This window comes from Aminobacter sp. J44, from assembly GCF_007829415.1.
Classification (GTDB): domain Bacteria; phylum Pseudomonadota; class Alphaproteobacteria; order Rhizobiales; family Rhizobiaceae; genus Aerobium.
This window is the reverse complement of record NZ_VLJG01000033.1, coordinates 1-17,111: the sequence shown is the minus strand read 5'-3', so window position 1 is coordinate 17,111 and position 17,111 is coordinate 1. Positions and strand designations below refer to the sequence as shown.

At 63.5% G+C, this 17,111-nt stretch carries 14 protein-coding genes; 7 read left to right on the top strand and 7 right to left on the bottom strand.

All coding sequences use genetic code 11. The features are described from left to right. Positions 1-62 precede the first annotated feature (62 nt). The 6 genes from L610_RS12910 to L610_RS12885 all read right to left on the bottom strand — a co-directional run bounded on the left by L610_RS12910 (position 63) and on the right by L610_RS12885 (position 7,788). Positions 63-1,511, bottom strand: a complete 1,449-nt coding sequence (locus L610_RS12910) for a DUF2793 domain-containing protein (RefSeq protein WP_186441467.1) — start codon at positions 1,509-1,511, stop codon at positions 63-65. 106 nt (positions 1,512-1,617) lie between these two features. After that, positions 1,618-3,825, bottom strand: coding sequence for a hypothetical protein (locus tag L610_RS12905; protein WP_144705529.1), 2,208 nt, complete (start codon positions 3,823-3,825; stop codon positions 1,618-1,620). Positions 3,826-3,919: 94 nt separating this feature from the next. Next, positions 3,920-4,810 carry a lysylphosphatidylglycerol synthase domain-containing protein gene (locus L610_RS12900; protein WP_144705527.1) on the bottom strand — a complete coding sequence of 297 codons (891 nt, stop codon included), beginning with the start codon at positions 4,808-4,810 and terminating at the stop codon, positions 3,920-3,922. Between the two features lie 13 nt (positions 4,811-4,823). Next, positions 4,824-5,450: a bifunctional 2-polyprenyl-6-hydroxyphenol methylase/3-demethylubiquinol 3-O-methyltransferase UbiG gene (locus L610_RS12895; RefSeq protein ID WP_186441465.1), complete on the bottom strand. Its 627-nt coding sequence runs from the start codon at positions 5,448-5,450 to the stop codon at positions 4,824-4,826. Between the two features lie 33 nt (positions 5,451-5,483). Continuing rightward, entirely contained in the window at positions 5,484-6,509 is a 1,026-nt protein-coding gene (locus tag L610_RS12890; protein ID WP_144705525.1) for a glycosyltransferase family 2 protein, read from the bottom strand. Positions 6,510-6,651: 142 nt separating this feature from the next. Further along, positions 6,652-7,788 (bottom strand): glycosyltransferase family 1 protein, encoded by a 1,137-nt coding sequence (locus tag L610_RS12885; RefSeq protein WP_144705524.1) that lies wholly within the window; start codon positions 7,786-7,788, stop codon positions 6,652-6,654. Positions 7,789-8,102: 314 nt separating this feature from the next. Between L610_RS12885 and L610_RS12880 the strand changes: the two genes are divergently transcribed. Both L610_RS12880 and L610_RS12875 read left to right on the top strand, forming a co-directional pair. Then, a complete protein-coding gene (locus L610_RS12880; protein WP_210246015.1) occupies positions 8,103-9,224 on the top strand; it encodes a glycosyltransferase in 1,122 nt (373 codons plus the stop codon). Positions 9,225-9,267: 43 nt separating this feature from the next. Continuing rightward, positions 9,268-10,683: a phosphomannomutase gene (locus L610_RS12875; RefSeq protein ID WP_144705523.1), complete on the top strand. Its 1,416-nt coding sequence runs from the start codon at positions 9,268-9,270 to the stop codon at positions 10,681-10,683. Between the two features lie 187 nt (positions 10,684-10,870). On the opposite strand, the gene L610_RS12870 is transcribed toward L610_RS12875, so the two are convergent. Next, positions 10,871-11,782, bottom strand: a complete 912-nt coding sequence (locus tag L610_RS12870) for a hypothetical protein (protein ID WP_144705522.1) — start codon at positions 11,780-11,782, stop codon at positions 10,871-10,873. Here L610_RS12870 and L610_RS12865 point away from each other — a divergent pair. The 5 genes from L610_RS12865 to L610_RS12845 all read left to right on the top strand — a co-directional run. Then, positions 11,699-13,012: a hypothetical protein gene (locus L610_RS12865; RefSeq protein ID WP_144705521.1), complete on the top strand. Its 1,314-nt coding sequence runs from the start codon at positions 11,699-11,701 to the stop codon at positions 13,010-13,012. The genes L610_RS12870 and L610_RS12865 overlap by 84 nt on opposite strands. Positions 13,013-13,128: 116 nt before the next feature. Continuing rightward, positions 13,129-14,136, top strand: coding sequence for a DNA cytosine methyltransferase (locus L610_RS12860; RefSeq protein ID WP_256366553.1), 1,008 nt, complete (start codon positions 13,129-13,131; stop codon positions 14,134-14,136). 192 nt (positions 14,137-14,328) lie between these two features. Continuing rightward, complete coding sequence (locus L610_RS12855) at positions 14,329-15,186, top strand: hypothetical protein (RefSeq protein WP_144705519.1); 858 nt, start codon at positions 14,329-14,331, stop codon at positions 15,184-15,186. Then, positions 15,176-15,811: a hypothetical protein gene (locus L610_RS12850; RefSeq protein ID WP_144705518.1), complete on the top strand. Its 636-nt coding sequence runs from the start codon at positions 15,176-15,178 to the stop codon at positions 15,809-15,811. The genes L610_RS12855 and L610_RS12850 overlap by 11 nt, the downstream gene beginning before the upstream one ends. Then, on the top strand, positions 15,808-17,111 hold a 1,304-nt coding region (locus L610_RS12845; protein ID WP_144705517.1), incomplete at its 3' end, for a helicase HerA-like domain-containing protein. The genes L610_RS12850 and L610_RS12845, both read left to right, overlap by 4 nt.

Sequence of the window (17,111 nt, the reverse complement as noted above, 5' to 3'; positions counted from 1 at the left end):
CGCTGCCCGGTTGGACAGCGCCCTTCAGGGCGGTCGATCCGCCGGCCCGGCTGTTGCCGCGCTCAGGCCGGTTGAAGCGCGACGAGCGCTTTCAGCTCCCGCCGCGTCTGGCGCAGCGCTTCCCACAGGAAGGCGAGGAGCTGGTCGGGCCGCAGCCACTGACGGCTGCCGGCGTCGTCCGGGGCGTCGAGGCCCCAGGCCCCGCAGTCGAGTCCTTCCGCGTCGAAGGCCGTCTTGACGTCCTGCGCCAGCCAGCCGGCGTGGAGCCGCACGCCCGGGCGCGGTTGCTCCTCGGTGATCGGGCGCTCGATGAAGACGGGTTCGCCCCCGGCGTTCTCGCCGTCCGGGATGCGTTCCGTGCCGGCCTCGACCACGTCCACCCCGCCCACCTTCCACCGGTAGAGCACGGGCTCGACCACATCGACGATGCGCGCGGCCGCCGCGCCGATCTGCGCCTCCACGACCTTGTCGCGCGCGTCGGACGTGTTGATCGCCCCCGTCGCGGCGTAGATCGTCGACCAGCGACGCGATGCCGTGCCGCACGAATATGCGTTGTCGACATGCGGCGCCGCAATGCCGTTCACGGACAGCGTATAGTCGGGACTGTCCGTCAGGATGCCGACGCGGTTCAGGCTGGTTCTGTAGGCCACGCCCCATCCCAGTGACGCATTGGTGAAGCCGATAGCACCAGTCGAGGAGGAGCCCCGGAGCTGACCGATTTCAACCGGCGCCGAGGCCTCGCCGCCGGATAAAACGACGAACGGATTTCCGTTCGAACGGTTGAAGTACAGGCCGCCGACGATGGGAGGCTGCCGACCGATGCCGACACCGTGATCGAACCGGATGGCGCCGGAAACCGCCATCGCGCCGCTGGCGCGCTCGATCGCATAGGCCTGATGCCAGGTGCTGCCGTCGGGCGAGACCTTGACGGCGAGATCGTCGGAGCCGGCGAGGCCGATCTCGGCCCGGCCCGACCAGCCGCTCTGGAAGAGGAGCGAGGCGGTGTTGACGATGCCTTCCTTGTTCATGGTGAAGCGCAGGTCGCCGTCGCCGCCGTCGCCGGAGGCGAGTGCCGTCCACAGCGCCTTGTTGAGGCGGGCGGAAAACGGATTGACGGCGTCGGCCGTCGTGCCGATGCCGACGAGGCTCATGGCCTGCAGCGTCTTCAGCGTCTCACCGAGGGGCTTCCACGCGCCGCCGGCGAAGCAGAGCGGGATGCCCTCGTCGACAGCGAAGGCGAGCCAGCCCTGCCGGGGGGCAACGAACAGCCAGCCGCCGCCGCGGAAAACGGCGATTCTGTCCTCCTGCCCCGTCCACTCCCCACTGGCCGGCGCGGCGACGATGTAGCGATCGCCCTCGTCGGGGCCGGGCGGCGGCGCGGCGAGGTCGCGGTCGAGCACGCTGAGCTGGACCACCGCGTCGAGCGCATCCAGCGCCTCGTTATGGGTGACGTGCTTCTGCGCCTGCGAGGGCAGGATGTAGGGAAGATCGAGATTGGGCGTGTTTTCCATGGGCCTCACCTTGTGAAACCCGTGATGGTACGCACCGGGCGAGGGACGTGGATAGATTGCCCACATGCCGTGACCGACGACGATGTGCAGCAAAAAGCTGGTAACGCTACTGAATGGGTGAAATACCTAACTGGGATAAGCCAAAACCCAGTGCCCTGCCATCCGCTGAGCCGAATTGCGACGGTGAATACGGTTGAGCTACGCGGAAATCAACCATCACACGTCCATCGCGGCTTTCCAGAATTCGTTCAGGGACACGAATCTCAAACGTATTGCCGTCCGAAGCAGGATACTGCCGCGTAGCGACCAGTTCGTCATTGATGAAGATTTCCACGATTTGCGACATACTTTGGGGAACATACGCAATACCCGTGACGGTCAACATGATGTCGCCCCCACGATATGCTTCGGGCAGCATGAATATTACATAATTACTGCCGCGCCCTGACCAAGTCCCCCATCCCTCGGTATCGTGCCAGCCTCCGAAAAGAAAATGCCTCGAACCTTGGGTCGTAAATGCCACCAAATCTCCATCCAATGGAAGAAACGTCGGGATCAACGCGTAAGATTCGTTCAATAAGATCGATTCAGGATACTTCTCCGCATCAGCACGATCTCTACGGACCAGAGACAACCCTTCGCCGGGAACGGACGCCGCTGCATATGTGCGCTCGGTAACGATGACAGTGCGAGTGGGCATGACAAGGGCAGCTATCGAGTTCTCCCGAAGGTCGCCAAGACGAATATTGATAGAATCCTGACTCGACAGAACCTGGTCCTCTCTTAGGCTAAGAAGATCATCGCCGATGACATACTGGATACCGAACCCATACTGAAGACCAAAGGATGCACTCAGAACAGCAAATGGGAACATCAGCATGATCAGCCCAATCCTGCTTTTTCCTCGCAGAACGGATGTTCCATAAGCGATCAGAAGCGGGACGGCAAACGCGATGAACATGGCAAGCCATTTATGGGTGGCATAATTGCTCCATCCCAATTTCAAGCCGATGAGCAATGCATTCGCCGTCGTTGCAATTAAGAAGAGAAGATCAAACGGGAACCTGAATCGTCTGGAAGGATACGCCCAAAGAACAACCAAAGCGGTTGCGATCACGACGCACCAAGATAACAACACCTGTTTTTCAGGTGCAACATCACCAAGGGACATCTGTTGACCGATCATGGCCAATGGGCCCGCAAAGGGAATGTCGAACCCCGGAAGCCCACTTGTTTGCAACATAAATGAAGTATAGTACATATTATACATTGGTATACTAAGTAAAACCGTCAGACCTGCGCAAAAAATTGCCGACTCCAATCTCTTGCGAAAGGGAAAAGGTTTCTTGGAAAGCACCCAAAGGAACGCTGCACCCAACATTACGCTGCTTCCTGCAACGAGTGTTAGATTGGAACCAAGAGCTGCTGCACCCGCTACCGCAGCAACGGAGGAAAGGACCAGCTTTTCACCTAAACTGTTTCGATATGCGGAGGTCGCCAGTATAGCTAAGAGGCAAGCGAGCAAGGCGATTGCGGCGACTTGTCCGGGCTGGGCATCATAGATTCGCGACAGAGGGATCACAGAAAAAGTGGGAAGCGAAATAATCAGAGCAGCTGGCAGATCATGGATTCTGAAAATCACCCGGACCAAAGAATGGAAAGATGACAGAGAAATAAAAATTAAAACAGCGAAAAGAGGGCTCAATAGGCGATACGGTGGGTGAAATGATAGCTTGCTGATCAATACCAGAACGGCAGTGACCATGGGTTTTTCGTGGCTGGCTCGATCCAGTTGGAGAGCGCCGAAAGCGTCTGGATGTTTGCTGGCGAAAGCAGCAGAGGAGTTTGTCCATATGTCGGCGGATGCCGCGTAATTGGGAAAATCCGCCACACCCGTAGTCCAGGCAGTTAATCCATATTTCGTTGCCGGTATCATTATTATGATTGTCAAAACGGCAGGAAAAATTTCCCGATAACCGGGCAATACCGCGCCCCGCAGCGTTCTGGGCGGCACCGCTGAAATGCCAGATCGTTTCTTCGAACTCTCGACATAAAGACGAGCGGCTATAGTGACGACCGCCAACACCGCCAGCGGAACGATCGGCAAGGTCGGGTTCTCGAACAGCCGATAGCTGTAGACCATCAGCAGCGCAGTCAGGCTCAGGCCGATGCCGGCGGTGATGCCGAGGCTCCGGGGGAAGCGGACATGTCCGGCCACCGCCGCCTGCACGCCAAGCCCGATCAGCGCGGCGTAGAGAAGGGTCAGCACGGCCGGCAGGAGGGTTTCGAGGGCGTTCAGCAATGTGGATGTCATGCGGGATGCCTTTCCTTGCGTTCCGTCGGGCTGCCTGCCTTGCGCATGGGGATTCCTCTTCGAAAGCGGTGTCCTCGCCTCGCCGTCCTGCCGGCTACCGCGCCGGCCTCAAGCCGGCGACGAGGAAGAATAGCAGGTCTCCCGCGACCGTCACCGCCCGCAGCAGGGTGGCGACGAGGATGGCGCTGCCGGCCGATGTCATGAAGGCCAGGCCCGCCACCAGCACCACCTCGCGCACGCCGATGCCGGAAGGCGCGCCGGGCGTCAGCGTCGCCACGATCCAGGCGATCGCATAGAGGCCGACGACCGCGGGCCATTGCCCGTAGGGAACGGAGTCGCCGGTGACGACCTGCGCGACGAAGACGAGGATGACGCCCGCCGCGGCGAAGAACAGCGCGTGAAGCGCGGCCACCGGCCACAGGTTGCGGATTCTCAGCCCGGCGACGCGCTGCGCGGCCTCCGGCCAGCGCCGCAACAGGGCGCGCGGCCCGAAGCGCGGCAGGAGGACGAGCCCGGCGAGGGTGAGCATCGCCGCCGCGAGCAGCAGGCGCGGGTCGACGAGGCCGCGCGCGCCGGCGGCGATGGCGAGCGTGGCGATGGAGGCGGCGACGAAGACGAGCGAGACCAGCTCGAACACGGTCGACAGCAGGAGGCCGACATGCGTCCAGCCCGCCTGGCGGCCGATGAACTGCCGCCCGGCGAACTGGGCGACGTTGCCGGGTATGTACTTGGCGATCTGGGTCCTGGCGTAGATGCGGCGGGTGTCGCTGCCGCGGGCCTCGGCCTCGCCGGCCCACAGCAGCAGGCTGCGCCACGCCTCGGCGAGCACGTAGCCGAGCGCGGCGTAGGCCAGCGCGCACGCGGCCAGAACCGCGGCGCCCGCCGCGCCGGGGCGGAACGTGGACAGCGTCTCGCGTTCCCGCCAGAACATGAGGGCGATGAAGACGATCGAGGCGATGGCGAGCGCCGAGCCGGCGGCCTTCATCAGGTGGGCCGGTCTAGCGCCCATTTGGCCGGCAAAGCACCATGGTCCACGGGATGGGCGAGCGAACGGCGACCGGCGTGAAGTGCCTGCCGATGAACTTCAGGAAGCCGCCCTTGCTCCAGTGCTGCAAATGGCCGGGGCTGTTGCCCCAGTCCCTGACATAGGCGCCGCGGGAAAAGTTCAGGATGCGCCAGAGCGGTTCGCGCGGAACGCTGAGCAGATAGTGCCGGGCGCCGAGCGCGGCCAGCGCGTCGAGCCCCTTTTGCGGATCGTCCAGATGCTCGAGCACCTCGCAGCATACGACGAGATCGGCGGGGGTCTCGGGAGGCGACACCGTCAGCAGGTTCTCGACGGAGAAGGAGACCCGTTCGGACCGGACATTCGCTCTGGCTTCCGCGACGCAACTGGCGGAAATATCGGTTGCATGGATGGTTGCCTGCGTCGCCTCGAGAAGCAACTGGACGATATGACCTTCGCCGCATCCGACCTCGAAAATGGTGGACGGCTGTGCCTTGGCCGCCAGTTCCGAGACAGTTCGGTCGAAGTTGCCGACCATCCACTGGGCGATGGGGTTTTTCGACGTATACTTGTCGCCCGAGGTGCCGACGACAAGGCCATCTTCTATCCTGATTTTTGACATCACATCGGTCTCCTGCATGCGGCAAGCGGATTGTCAGACCCGATCTTCTTGCAGGGTCGAGCGCACGACGGCTGCGGGGGCGGTATCCTCGACGACGAGGTCCGCGACCCGTCTTGGATCGGAGAGGCGGATAAACAATTCGGCGATGATGCCGAGCGATATCATCTGGACGGAGAAGATCAACATCAGGAAGCTGACGAAGAACAGCGGCCGGTTGCCGATCGGATGGCCGAGAATCCACAGCGCGCCAAGATAGACCATGATGATGGCGCCGAGCGCGCCCAGAATCACGCCCAGGCCACCGAACATGTGGCCTGGCCGATGCAGATAGCGTGTCGTCGCCAGAATGGTGATGAGGTCTAGGAAGCCGCGCACGTAGCGCTCGATGCCGTATTTGGTTACCCCGTGCCGGCGCGGGTGGTGCTCGACCTCGATCTCTCCTATGCGGAAGCCGGCATCGTTGGCGAAGACCGGAATGTAGCGGTGCAACTCTCCATAGATCCGCAGCTGTTCGATCACTTCGCGCCGGTAGGCTTTGAAGCCGCAGTTGAAATCGTGGAGAGGCACGCCCGTCATCCAGGCGGTGGTGTGATTGAACAGACGCGACGGCAGGGTTTTGGACAGGGGGTCGTTGCGCTTGCGCTTCCATCCGGAAACGAGGTCCAGCCCGCCGTCGATGGCGGCAAGAAAGCGCGGAATTTCCTTCGGGTCATCCTGCAGGTCGGCATCCATCGTGAAGATGACATCGCCGGTCGAAATGCGGAAACCGGTCTCTAGGGCGACGGATTTGCCGAAATTTCTCCTGAGCCTGAGCGCGCGCACCTGTCCCGGATAGCGTTCGGCGAGTTCGCACATCACGTTCCAACTGTTGTCGCGGCTACCGTCGTCGACGAAAATGATTTCGATGCTCTTCGCGCGACTCTCGCGGGCAGCCTCAAAGATGCCTTCGGCGAGGCGCGCCAGCGTATCCTGCTCGTCCTTCACCGGAACGACGACGCTGAGCCGTCGGTTGCGTTCGGTATCCTGTTGAGAGGCGGTATCGCGATTCGACGTGGTCATGGCTAGGTTTTCTCGTACTTCAGTCACTCAAGCCCGCTTTGATTATCGCGGGCGTCTTGAAGGTATTCGGACAGCAATTGGTATCCGGAGCGAGGTTCTTTCCGGGGACCGATACAGCATGTCGGGCGCGGTGCGTCAAACCTCATTCGGCATTCCCACAGGAACGGCGCGCGAGGATCGCCTCCTCGAACACGCTTTCCATCGCCGCTGCGCTCTTCGCCCAGTCGAAGCGGGAAGCGTTGGCTCTGGCGCGGGCGGCGAGGCGCGCGTGTTCGTTGTCGTCGCAGGCGAGCCGCTCCAGACCCGCCGCGATCGAGGAGACGTCCAGCGGGTCGACCAGAAGGGCCGCATCGCCGGCGACCTCCGGCATCGAGGAGGTGTTCGAGGTCAGGACGGGGATTCCCGCGGCATTAGCCTCGATGATCGGAAGCCCGAAGCCTTCGTAGAGCGACGGCATGGCGAGGAACCGCGCGCCCCTGTAGAGGGCGTGAAGTTCCGCATCGTTCACATAGCCGGCCAATCGCACGAAACGCTCGATCCCGAGCCTGCGCGCGATGTTGGCGGGATCGGTGAAGCCCCAGCCTTGCCCGCCGGCGAGCACCAGCGGCAGGCCGGCTCTGATCTGCTCCGGTAAGGAGGCGTAGGCGGCTAGAAGCCGCTTCAGATTCTTGCGCGGCTCAAGCGTGCCGACGAAAAGGATGTAGGAACCCTCTATCTCGAGCCGTGACAGGATGGGAGACGACCCGGCGTCACTGTCGGCGATGGCCGTAAGTCCCAGATGGACGGTCCTGATTCTGGGGCAGGAAGCGTCAAATTCCGCCGCCACGGCCGCGGCGGTAGCGGCGGAATCGACGACGATCCTGTCGGCGGCAGTGACGGCGTCGCGCATCAGCAGACTGTCGGCGATCAGCCCGCGCCAGCGCATCGACGAGGGCGCATGGCGCCATGTCATGTCGTGGACGGTGACTACCTTAGCGATGCGGGGGTCGAGTCGGCGGGGCAGGCGGTGCGCCGGCCCCCATAACACATCGATGCCGTCGTCCACGGCGAGGCGTGGCAACTCGCTCTGTCCCCAAATCAGGCGCCGCAATGTGCCTGGATGATGCGATGTTCTGATTTCGGCCCACTCGATGACAGGATAACTTGGATGGATTGCCTCGGGCAGATAAAGTATGAGATCGTGGTCCCGCAGCGCCAGATGGCGGCACATCTCCACCACATGCCGGGCAATCCCGGTCATGTTCGACACGAGATTGCGTGCATCTACTCCTATCTTCACGATGTCCGCTTCCCGTGCCGAGGAGAAAATGCCGCATGTTCGGGCTGATCTGTGGCTAGTTCCATCTGCTACTGTCTCGTTTCCTTGAACCGCCTGCCGCGCTGGATCTAGGCCCGGGGGAGCCATCCTGCACGATGAGAGCAGACATTCTATACTACAATCTGCACCACGACATCCCCTTGAATGGGGGGCGGAAGAAGAGGGTTTCGCAACAGCCGTCGGTCGCTTCTCGCCTGTTGACAAGTTGACGTACGACGGCGCAGCGTACATATCGGCTTTGTTCAGCTAGTGCCGTCGGCAATGGGGGGGCGGTGGTGTTGAAAGTTTTGCATGTCTATAAGACCTACCTGCCCGAAGATAACACAGGGATTCCTACCGTCATCCACAGCCTCACCGAGGGACTTGCCGACCGCGGTGTAGAAAATCATGTGATGGCGGTTTACAATGATACGGCGGCCGTGCCGACGCGGATCGGCCGGCACCACCTCCATCCGATGAAGGCGAGTTTCACGCTGGCGTCGAGCAGCTTTTCGCTGCAGGCAGCGAGGGACTTCGGGCGCATTGTTGCGCCTTTCGATGTCGTGACTTATCATTTCCCTTGGCCATTTGCGGATGTGCTGTATTTCCTGCATGGCCAGTCGAAGCCCTCCGTGGTGGTCTACCATTCCGACATCGTCCGGCAACGCCATCTGCTGCGTTTCTACCGTTTCCTGATGGATGCCTTCTTGAAGAGTGCTGACGCTATCGTTGCCACCTCGCCCGACTATGCCCGCACCAGCGAGACGCTGTGCCGGCACCGCTCTAAGGTCGAGGTCATCCCGCTCGGGATTGGTGAGCGGCGGCCACCGCCGCCCGTCCGTGTTGAGGAGTGGCTGCGATGTGTCGGCTCCGACTTCTTCTTGTTCGTCGGCAGTGCGCGCTACTACAAGGGTCTTCCGTTTCTCCTCGAGGCTGCACGGAAAACCGGCCTTCCTGTTGTTATTGCCGGGGCGGTGGACCGCTCGGAGTTAGGCGGCATACCCATTCCGTCGCATGTTCGCTTGGTCGGCGTAGTGTCGGAGGAAGACAAGGAGTGCCTGCTCGAACTCTGCCGGGCCTTCGTGCTGCCGTCCCACCTGCGCTCGGAAGCGTTCGGCGTCGTGCTGCTCGAGGCGGCGAGGGCGGGCAGGCCGATGATTTCCTGCGAGATCGGCACCGGAACCACCTATATCAACCTCGACGGCGAGACCGGGTTCGCGGTGCCGCCGGCCGACCCGGCGCGTCTCGGCGAGGCGATGCTGAGGCTGGCGCAGGACGACGCGCTTGCGGCCCGGCTGGGGGCGAACGCCCGTGCCCGCTTCTCACTGTTTCGTGCCGAAACCATGTGCGAGGCCTATCTCGACCTTTACCGGCAGGTGCTGCGAAGGCACCGCATCCGGGATAGGACCGGCGGCTGAGGCGGTCCTGCAAGAGAAAACCACGATGGCGAGCGTGTGAAGCATGGCAGCGGATCTGAAATTCGGCACGAGCGGCCTGCGCGGCCTGGTCAGCGAGCTCGACGGGCCGCCGGCGGAAAGCTGGACGCGCGCCTTCCTTGCCCTGCTCGGACGGCGCGGCGACATCCGGCCCGGCGACGGCGTGCTGGTCGGATACGATCTGCGTGCGTCGAGCCCGGCCATCGCCGGCCGCGTCCACGGCGCCATACGGGCAGCGGGCTTCGACGCGCTCGATTGCCGCGTCGTGCCGACACCGGCGCTGGCGCTTTGCGCGATGGAACAGGGCCTGCCGGCGATCATGGTCACCGGAAGTCATATCCCCGAGGACCGCAACGGGCTGAAGTTCTACCGGGCCGACGGCGAGATCGACAAGCGCGACGAAACCGGGATCGTGGCGATCCATTCCGGGCCGCCGCTGCCGGATGCGCCGCGGCGTGGCGAGCTGCGCACCCTCCCGGATATCCTCGGCCGCTACTCGGCCCGCTATCTAGACTTCTTCGGCCGCGAGGCGCTAACGGGGCTGCGCGTCGGCGTCTACCAGCATTCCTCGGTGGCGCGCGACCTGATCGTCGACCTGCTGTCGGCGCTCGGCGCCGAGGCCGTTCCGCTCGGCCGGGCGCAGGCCTTCATTCCCGTCGATACGGAGGCGCTGCGGCCGGAGGACGTCGCGCTGCTGCACCGCTTCGCGGGCAAGGGCGGCTTCGACGCCATCGTCTCCACCGACGGCGATGCCGACCGGCCTCTGATCGCCGACGAGGCCGGCCGTTTCGTCCGCGGCGATCTGGTCGGCGCCATGACCGCCGCGCTCCTGGAGGCCGATGCGGTGGTGACGCCCGTCACCTCCAACTCGGCGCTGGAGGCGTGCGGCCTGTTCCGCGAGGTCGTGCGCACGCGCGTCGGCTCGCCCTATGTCATCGAGGGCATGGCCGCCGCCGTGCGGTCGGGGGCGGCGCGCGTGGTCGGCTTCGAGGCGAATGGCGGCGTGCTGCTCGCGTCTCCCGTGGAGGGCGAGGGCCGGCGGCTTGCGGCACTTCCCACCCGCGACGCGATGCTGCCGATCGTCTGCGTCCTGAGCGAGGTTGCACGTAGCGGCATGCCCCTGTCGCAGCTTGCCGCCAGCGGCCGGCTGCGCGAGGTGCCGAGCCGGGCGAGCGCGCCGTTCCTCGACAGGCTGGAGCATGACGACGCCTACCGGCGCGAATTGCTCGCCGATCTCGGCATGATCGACAGCGTCGACGCCCGCGACGGCGTCCGCATCCTGTCCGCCGACGGCCGCACCGTTCACTTCCGCGTCTCCGGTAACGCGCCCGAGGTGCGGTGCTACGTGGAAGCCGCCGACGAAGGGCAGGTCGTCGCCCTGCTTCGTTGGAGCCTAGACATAGCTCGGGCGGAGATTGACAAGCTCGAGACGGCCCGATGAAAGCGATCGTACGCCCGATAGATGTAAAAAATGGGCTCGGGAACGACCGGCGTTGGGTCACGATATCTAACGGCCGAATAGAGAAGGGCCTGCGGACAATCCTTCCGCTTTAACGAGGCTGGAACGATGACCGCATCCCGACTTTGCAGGTTGCTGAAACGTCGAAGAAGTTCCTGCCGGGCGGGTGTCATCCACAGATGCACAGGTGTGAATGAAACAATCTGTAACGGATCGCGACGAAGCGTAACGCTTTGGTAGCCAGGAATCGTTGGGGATTATTTCGGGCTGTTGCGGCCGGCAGGGCGGCGTGACAGCCTGATTGCATGATCACGAAAAAGACAGCGCTGAAAGAAGCTGGCCGGTTCGCGGTTGCGCTCGATGGACCGCTGGGGCGGCGTGCGATGCAGCCGGTCATCCGCGATTTTCTTCCGTTGTTCCGGGAACTGCGCGCATCAGGAGCGAGCTGGAGCCAGATCGCTTCCCTCCTTGCGGCCGCCGGCGTGCGATCGGGCTCGGGGCAGCCGCTCGCCAACAGCGTCCTGCGTGCGATGGTGTCGCGCGCGGAACGGGAGGCACTGGCATCCGACAGCGAGAAGAAAGAGGCCGCGACGAGCGGGCAACCTTCCGGCCGGCGTGTGAGGGTATCGAAAACCATTTCGCCGCGCCTGACCGCAGCAGCACCCCAGCCACATGGTGTAACCCAGCCTGCTGCGTTGGGGGATGTCGCCAAGCGTATCCGGCGGGCATCTGCGTTGCGGGGGCAGACCCCGGCATGATGGCAGGTCGCTCTGCCCCGCTTCCCGACGATTATCTGCAGAGGCTTCGTGATGAGATCGTACCCTGGCTGCGGGTTCTTGGGCTGTTTCCCGGTGATGTCGTCGATGAGCTGGCGGCGGCCATGGTGGATTTCCTTCATTGCCGGAAGCTCGATGCGGGTTCGCATACTGCTGGCACTGTAAAACGCGTGCTGCTGGAACTGGCAACCGAGTCCAGGATCGACGCCAAGTTGACGATCATGGACGAATTCGTACTCGGCGCCTTCTTCGGTGAAGTCCCAGGCGCGAGCATTGAACTGTCCATCGACGGCGACGGACAGCATCGACGTCTCCTGCCCGAGGGGGAAGCGCGGTTCGCTGCCACGTTCAAGACACTGTCGCGACTGGGCGACAACGGCATTCCGTCAACGGGCGTGGTTTACCGGCGCCGTGCCGAAACCCTTGCCGACCGAATTCCGCCCGATGCGTCGCCGGGCGATCTGGCTGGGTTCGTTGCGGCGCTTGCCACCATCGTTCTGGAAGGCGCCGGCACGCCGGTACGGAAGACGCGCCGGATCGGATTGATCGCTGACCGTCTCGTAGCGGTGGGCAGTCTCGGGAACATATCCGTGTCCTCGGCGCTCGGCAGCCACTTTGCCGGGCTCGACCTCCCTGGGCAGGTTGCCTTCATCGGCGAGATTGCTTCGTTCTGTCTTGAAGATGCGGATGTCGCTGGCGAGCTGTCACACGCGCTTGTGCGTCTCATCTTCGAGGAGTCCCTCGACCACGTCGCTCTGAGCGAGCGTCGTGTGGTCCTGAAGCTGTTCGCCCGCTTCTTTCCGGATGCACTGACGGGCTTTGCCAGGGGCCTGACAGAGCGGGTCGGGCGCCAGTATCGGCTGGAGAACGATGCGCGTTCGGCACGGCGCGATGCCCGGCGCTGGCACGAGGCACATGCCGGGTGGAAGCTGATCGACGCCGTTCTTGAGATCGTCTGGCCCGATCCAGGCAAGGGAATGGGACCCCGGCAGCGTGCTGCCGCGGTTGAGATTGTTCGGGCGATGATCGCGTTCTTCGGCGGAGGTGATCAGGCGGAAGGCGAGGAAGAGAAGGCAGCGATACGCGGATCACGGATACGCAGGCAAGTAACCGATGAAGGGCTGGAAAGCGCAGACGTGGCAAACGTTGCAAACGTCTCGGTCAACCGCGAGCATGTCGATGTGCTCGCATCGCTGCGGTCGGCAATCCACAAGCTCGACATTGTGCTTGGCGTTCTTGATCGCCGCGCGCTGTTCGAGCTTGAGCCGAATTCTTCCAGCGACCACGCAGTCCGAAAGGAACTGGACGAACTGCGACGTGCGATCGGCGCCCTCCAGCTGTGGCGACGCGAGCTGACTTACAAGCGGCAGCGCGGCGAGTATGAGAGGGACGCTTCATCAGAGCCGCGCGCAACCGGTGCCCGAATTGCGCTGCCACGCATGCCGCAGGTCAAGGCCGAGGGGCTGGCCGAGAACGAGACGGCAATCCGGAAAATCATCGCCGCGGCCCAAGTGCTGGTTCCCAACATTTCCTGACCAGACCGGCGGGCCCTGTCTGTCCCCGTAGTTTTGACGTTCTGATGTCGTTACGGCGGTTTTCGTGGCGGCTGCGATCACGCTGATCCTGTGTTCAACAACGCAGGATCAGCAGCGTGACGACTACAGGCAACACAGCATTGGCAGAGCCGGCCGGCGGCCCACCGCCGCTCCGGACATTAAGTTTCTGCACGGGAATGGCGGGCGATAAGGCGGCGTTTCAGCTGGCCGGAATCGCCTGCGAGATGGTCGCGGTGGCGGAGATAAATCCGCTCGCCTCGGCGGTTCTCGCCCAAAAATTTCCCAACGTTCCGGATCTCGGCGACATCACCAATCCCGCCATCGACTGGAGTTTTTACCATGGCAAGATCGACATCCTCACCGCAGGCCTGCCCTGCCAGCCCCATTCAATCGCCGGCAAACGCAAGGGAACCGGCGACATCCGGGACCTCACGGACCCGTTTTGCGACATCGTCGAGAAAGTCCAGCCGGAGTGGATCCTTGTCGAGAACGTCGAGGGGTACCGAAGTTCGGAAGGCGGCAAGGCCTGGCGTACTCTCCATCGTCGTCTGCGGGCCGGAGGCTACATCGTCGCACACCGCGTCATCGACGCCGCCGATTTCGTCCCACAACGTCGCAAGCGCCTGTGGATTCTCGCGCATCGCGGAAGCGCCGGCGTCTCACCTGAGGCGCTACTGGCTCACGCCGCAGCAGGCGCTGCGGGTTCTGGAGTCATCGAGTCGGAACGGCAAGAAGCTGTCGCCGATCCTGCTGGAGGGACTTCTGTCCTCTATCCGCCGCGGCTAGGGACGCTGGTTGCGAGCGGCTCCGGGCTTTGCAAGCCAGGCATGACTGGAGCGGACCTGCATTTCCTGGTGGTGCAGGTCGACCCGGAAGCCGGCCTCATCGTGCGGCGTCCGACTCCGCTGGAAGCGATAAGGGCGCAGGGGTTCCCGGACGACTGGCTCGACGGGATCACCTTCAAGGGCAAGGCGCTGAGCTATCCGCGCATCTGCCAGCTCGTCGGCAACGCCTGGCCAGTGCCAGTCGCAGCCGCAATCCTGACGGAAGTCCAGAAGGCGCGGACCCAGACGCAGACGCAGGAGATGGCGGCAGCCGCCTGACGGAAAATCATCATGTACGCGATCAGAGGCCGGCGCGAGCAGCGCCGGCCTTGTGCGTTCAAGGCGCAGAGCTTTCCCATGCCGCGCCCGGCCACCGGCGCCCGCGTCCACCAGATCCGCATGTCGTTACGGCAGTCGGCCACCAATGTTGCGGCTCAATGGGCATGTGAACAACACAAGGAGTTTTCTCTCATGTCCAGAAGCAAAACCAACCGCTTGACAGACGCGGCAGCCAATCCCGCAGGTTCGCCCTCGCTGATCTTTGTCGGCTCCGACAAGGGCGGCATCGGCAAAAGTTTTGTTTCGGCGCTCGTTGCCGACCTGCTGGATGTCGCCGGCATCGCCCCGCGCATCGTCCAGATCGACGAGCAGGAGCGGCTGCCGGCGCTTTATCCAGACCGCGTAATAACGGTGTCGCTCGCAAGCATGAACGACGTGCGCCGGGATCCGGGCGCAATCGTTGCGGCTTTCGATCCGCTCTATGCCGCGATCGAACGGACGATCGCCGATCGGGTTCCGACCGTAGTCGACATCGGAGGCCCGCAGCAGACGGCGGTGGAGGAATATTGCGGTCTGATCGATCTTGACGCCGATCTTGTCGAAGCCGGCATCAACGCCGTTTGGCTGGTGCCGGCGACCGCCGAACCCGAGGCGATGCGGGGTGCGGTTCGGACGAGTGCCGCGGTTGGGCGGGTTCTGCCATCGGTGCGCCGCGCGCTGATCCTCAATGAGCGTGACGGGAATTTCCGATTCTATCCCGGCTCGCCCGCCGACCGGATCTGGGGCGCTGAGCTCAAAGCTCTGATCGAAGCGGTCGTATCGGCCAGGATTCCGGCCATCGCACCGGGCTCATGGGCGCCGTTCGAGGCGGCGGGAAAACGCTTCGTCGACGTGGTGGCGGCCGAGATTCCGCAAATCCAGCGCTGGACCGGGCGCAGCCGCCCTGCGGCAAAGGTGTTGCGCGGCGATGTCGCCTTCTTCCTGTCGGCGGCGCAGGAGGCGCTTGGTGATCTGATAGGTTTTTCCCATGGAGGCTCCGATGCGCAATGACACGGCGGCCACGGAGTTCGAGAAGAGACTGGAGACGGCCAGGAAGGAAGGCGCGGCAGGTCGGGAGGAACTCCTTCACAAGCTGGCGCGCATGCCGATGGACAAGGTGATCTCGCTGCCGGCGAGCTCCCTCGCGCTCCTCGGACCGCATGGGCTGGCGCAGCTGGCGGCGATGCGCGAAGGCCTTGCCGGAGTTGCGCCTCGGACCGTCGCTGCGACCGTAAGGCCACAACCGGAGAAGGGCGGCAAACTCAAATCTGTCGCGACCGTGCGTCCGATCCGCTCGGCGCTGATGATGGTGGTGTCGATCATCGCCATCGGCCTTGCGGTGGATCTGGCTCAGCCTTTGCTGGTATCGGCATTCCTCGATCCCGGGACCCGTCCGCGCGAAACGTCGCGCTGGCCGGCATGCCCGCGTCTCGATGCCCATGTCGATGGCTGCGTCTACGTCACCGGTGGCGGAACCCTGTCGCTTCGTCGCGTAGCCTCGCTAACCGGGATTGCGGTTGATCAGGTGACCGGCGCCAACCGTCATATTTCTGCTGCGTCGGAAACCGCGCTGCCGCGAGGCAGCCAGGTTGTGATCTGGCGTGGCCGGCTCAAACTGTCAGGAGCCCCGCAATGACCATCCATCCCCTGACGCCGCGCAAACCGCGGCTGCCGGCGGTAATCACCTACGTCGTCGCGTTTGCCGTCATCTTCCTCCTCGGCATCGCGGTTCACTTCGTAGCGTTCCCGCCTCTTGCATGGCTGCCAGCTGCCGATGAGGCTCACACTGCCGATCTTTTCTTCATGCTCTTGATGGCCCAGACGCTGCTGGGCGAGGCCTTGTTATCGCCCAGCCTGTCGTCGCGGATTGACGGCATTCTGGCGCTGCCCTGGACGATCGTGGATTCGCTGCGGTTCCTCGATCTGCATGTCTCACTTGCCATCCGGACAGCGGCGATCATCCTGGCTGCGATGATGGCGGGAATGACCGCGCACAGGCTGGTCATGGACCAGACACTTGCTCAGCCCTCGGTGCGCCACATTAAGGGTTCGCGCCTGCTCCGCGGGCGGGCAGCAGGATCGGCGCTTCTGGCAGCGTGGCACCGCCGCTACGGCGTGACGGAGCCGGGCATTGAGCTCGCAAAGGGAATCCCGATGCCGCGTCAGCTGGAAACCGAGCATTTTCTGATCGCCGGCGGCACGGGCGCGGGCAAGACCACCATCCTGCAGTCGATGATGGACGGCGTGATCGAACGCGGTGACAGGATGCTGGCGCTCGACGTCAAGGGCGACGTCACCGCCCGGGTGCCGACCCGCAACGCGGCGCTGCTGTCGCTGGGCGATGCACGCAGCCGGCGCTGGGATCTGGGGCTCGACGTCGTGAGCGGGGAAGATGCCGAGGAACTGGCAATGGAGCTTATTCCGGAAACCAGCGACCCGTCCTGGAGCGCCGGCGCGCGGCGAGTCCTTGCCTGCCTCACCGGCCATCTGCAGGACCAGTATTGCAGCCCGGAACGGACCTGGTCATGGGCTGACCTCGAACGGCTCCTCAAGAACCCGATCGAGGTGCTTTACGGGGTCGTCCTGGAGCGTGAGCCGGCGGCTGCCGTCTTCCTGGACACCAGTCAGGACGAGACCCGCAAGCAGGCGATGTCCTTCTACCTGGTCCTGATCGCCAACGCGCTGCTGGTCGTTTCCGCCTGTGCAAGAATGGGCTCGCAGAAAGGGCCCGGGATATCGTTCCGGCGATGGGTCATGGCGGCCAACGCACCGCAGGTGCTGATCCTGCGCCAGTCGCAGCGTTATCCCGAACTTTCGGCGACTATTGCCAGGCTGGGCCTCAAATTCGTGGCCGATGCGGCTGCTGATCGTACGGCGCAAGTCGCTCCGGATCCTGTCTGGCTGATGCTGGACGAACTGCCGCAGATCGGCAGGAC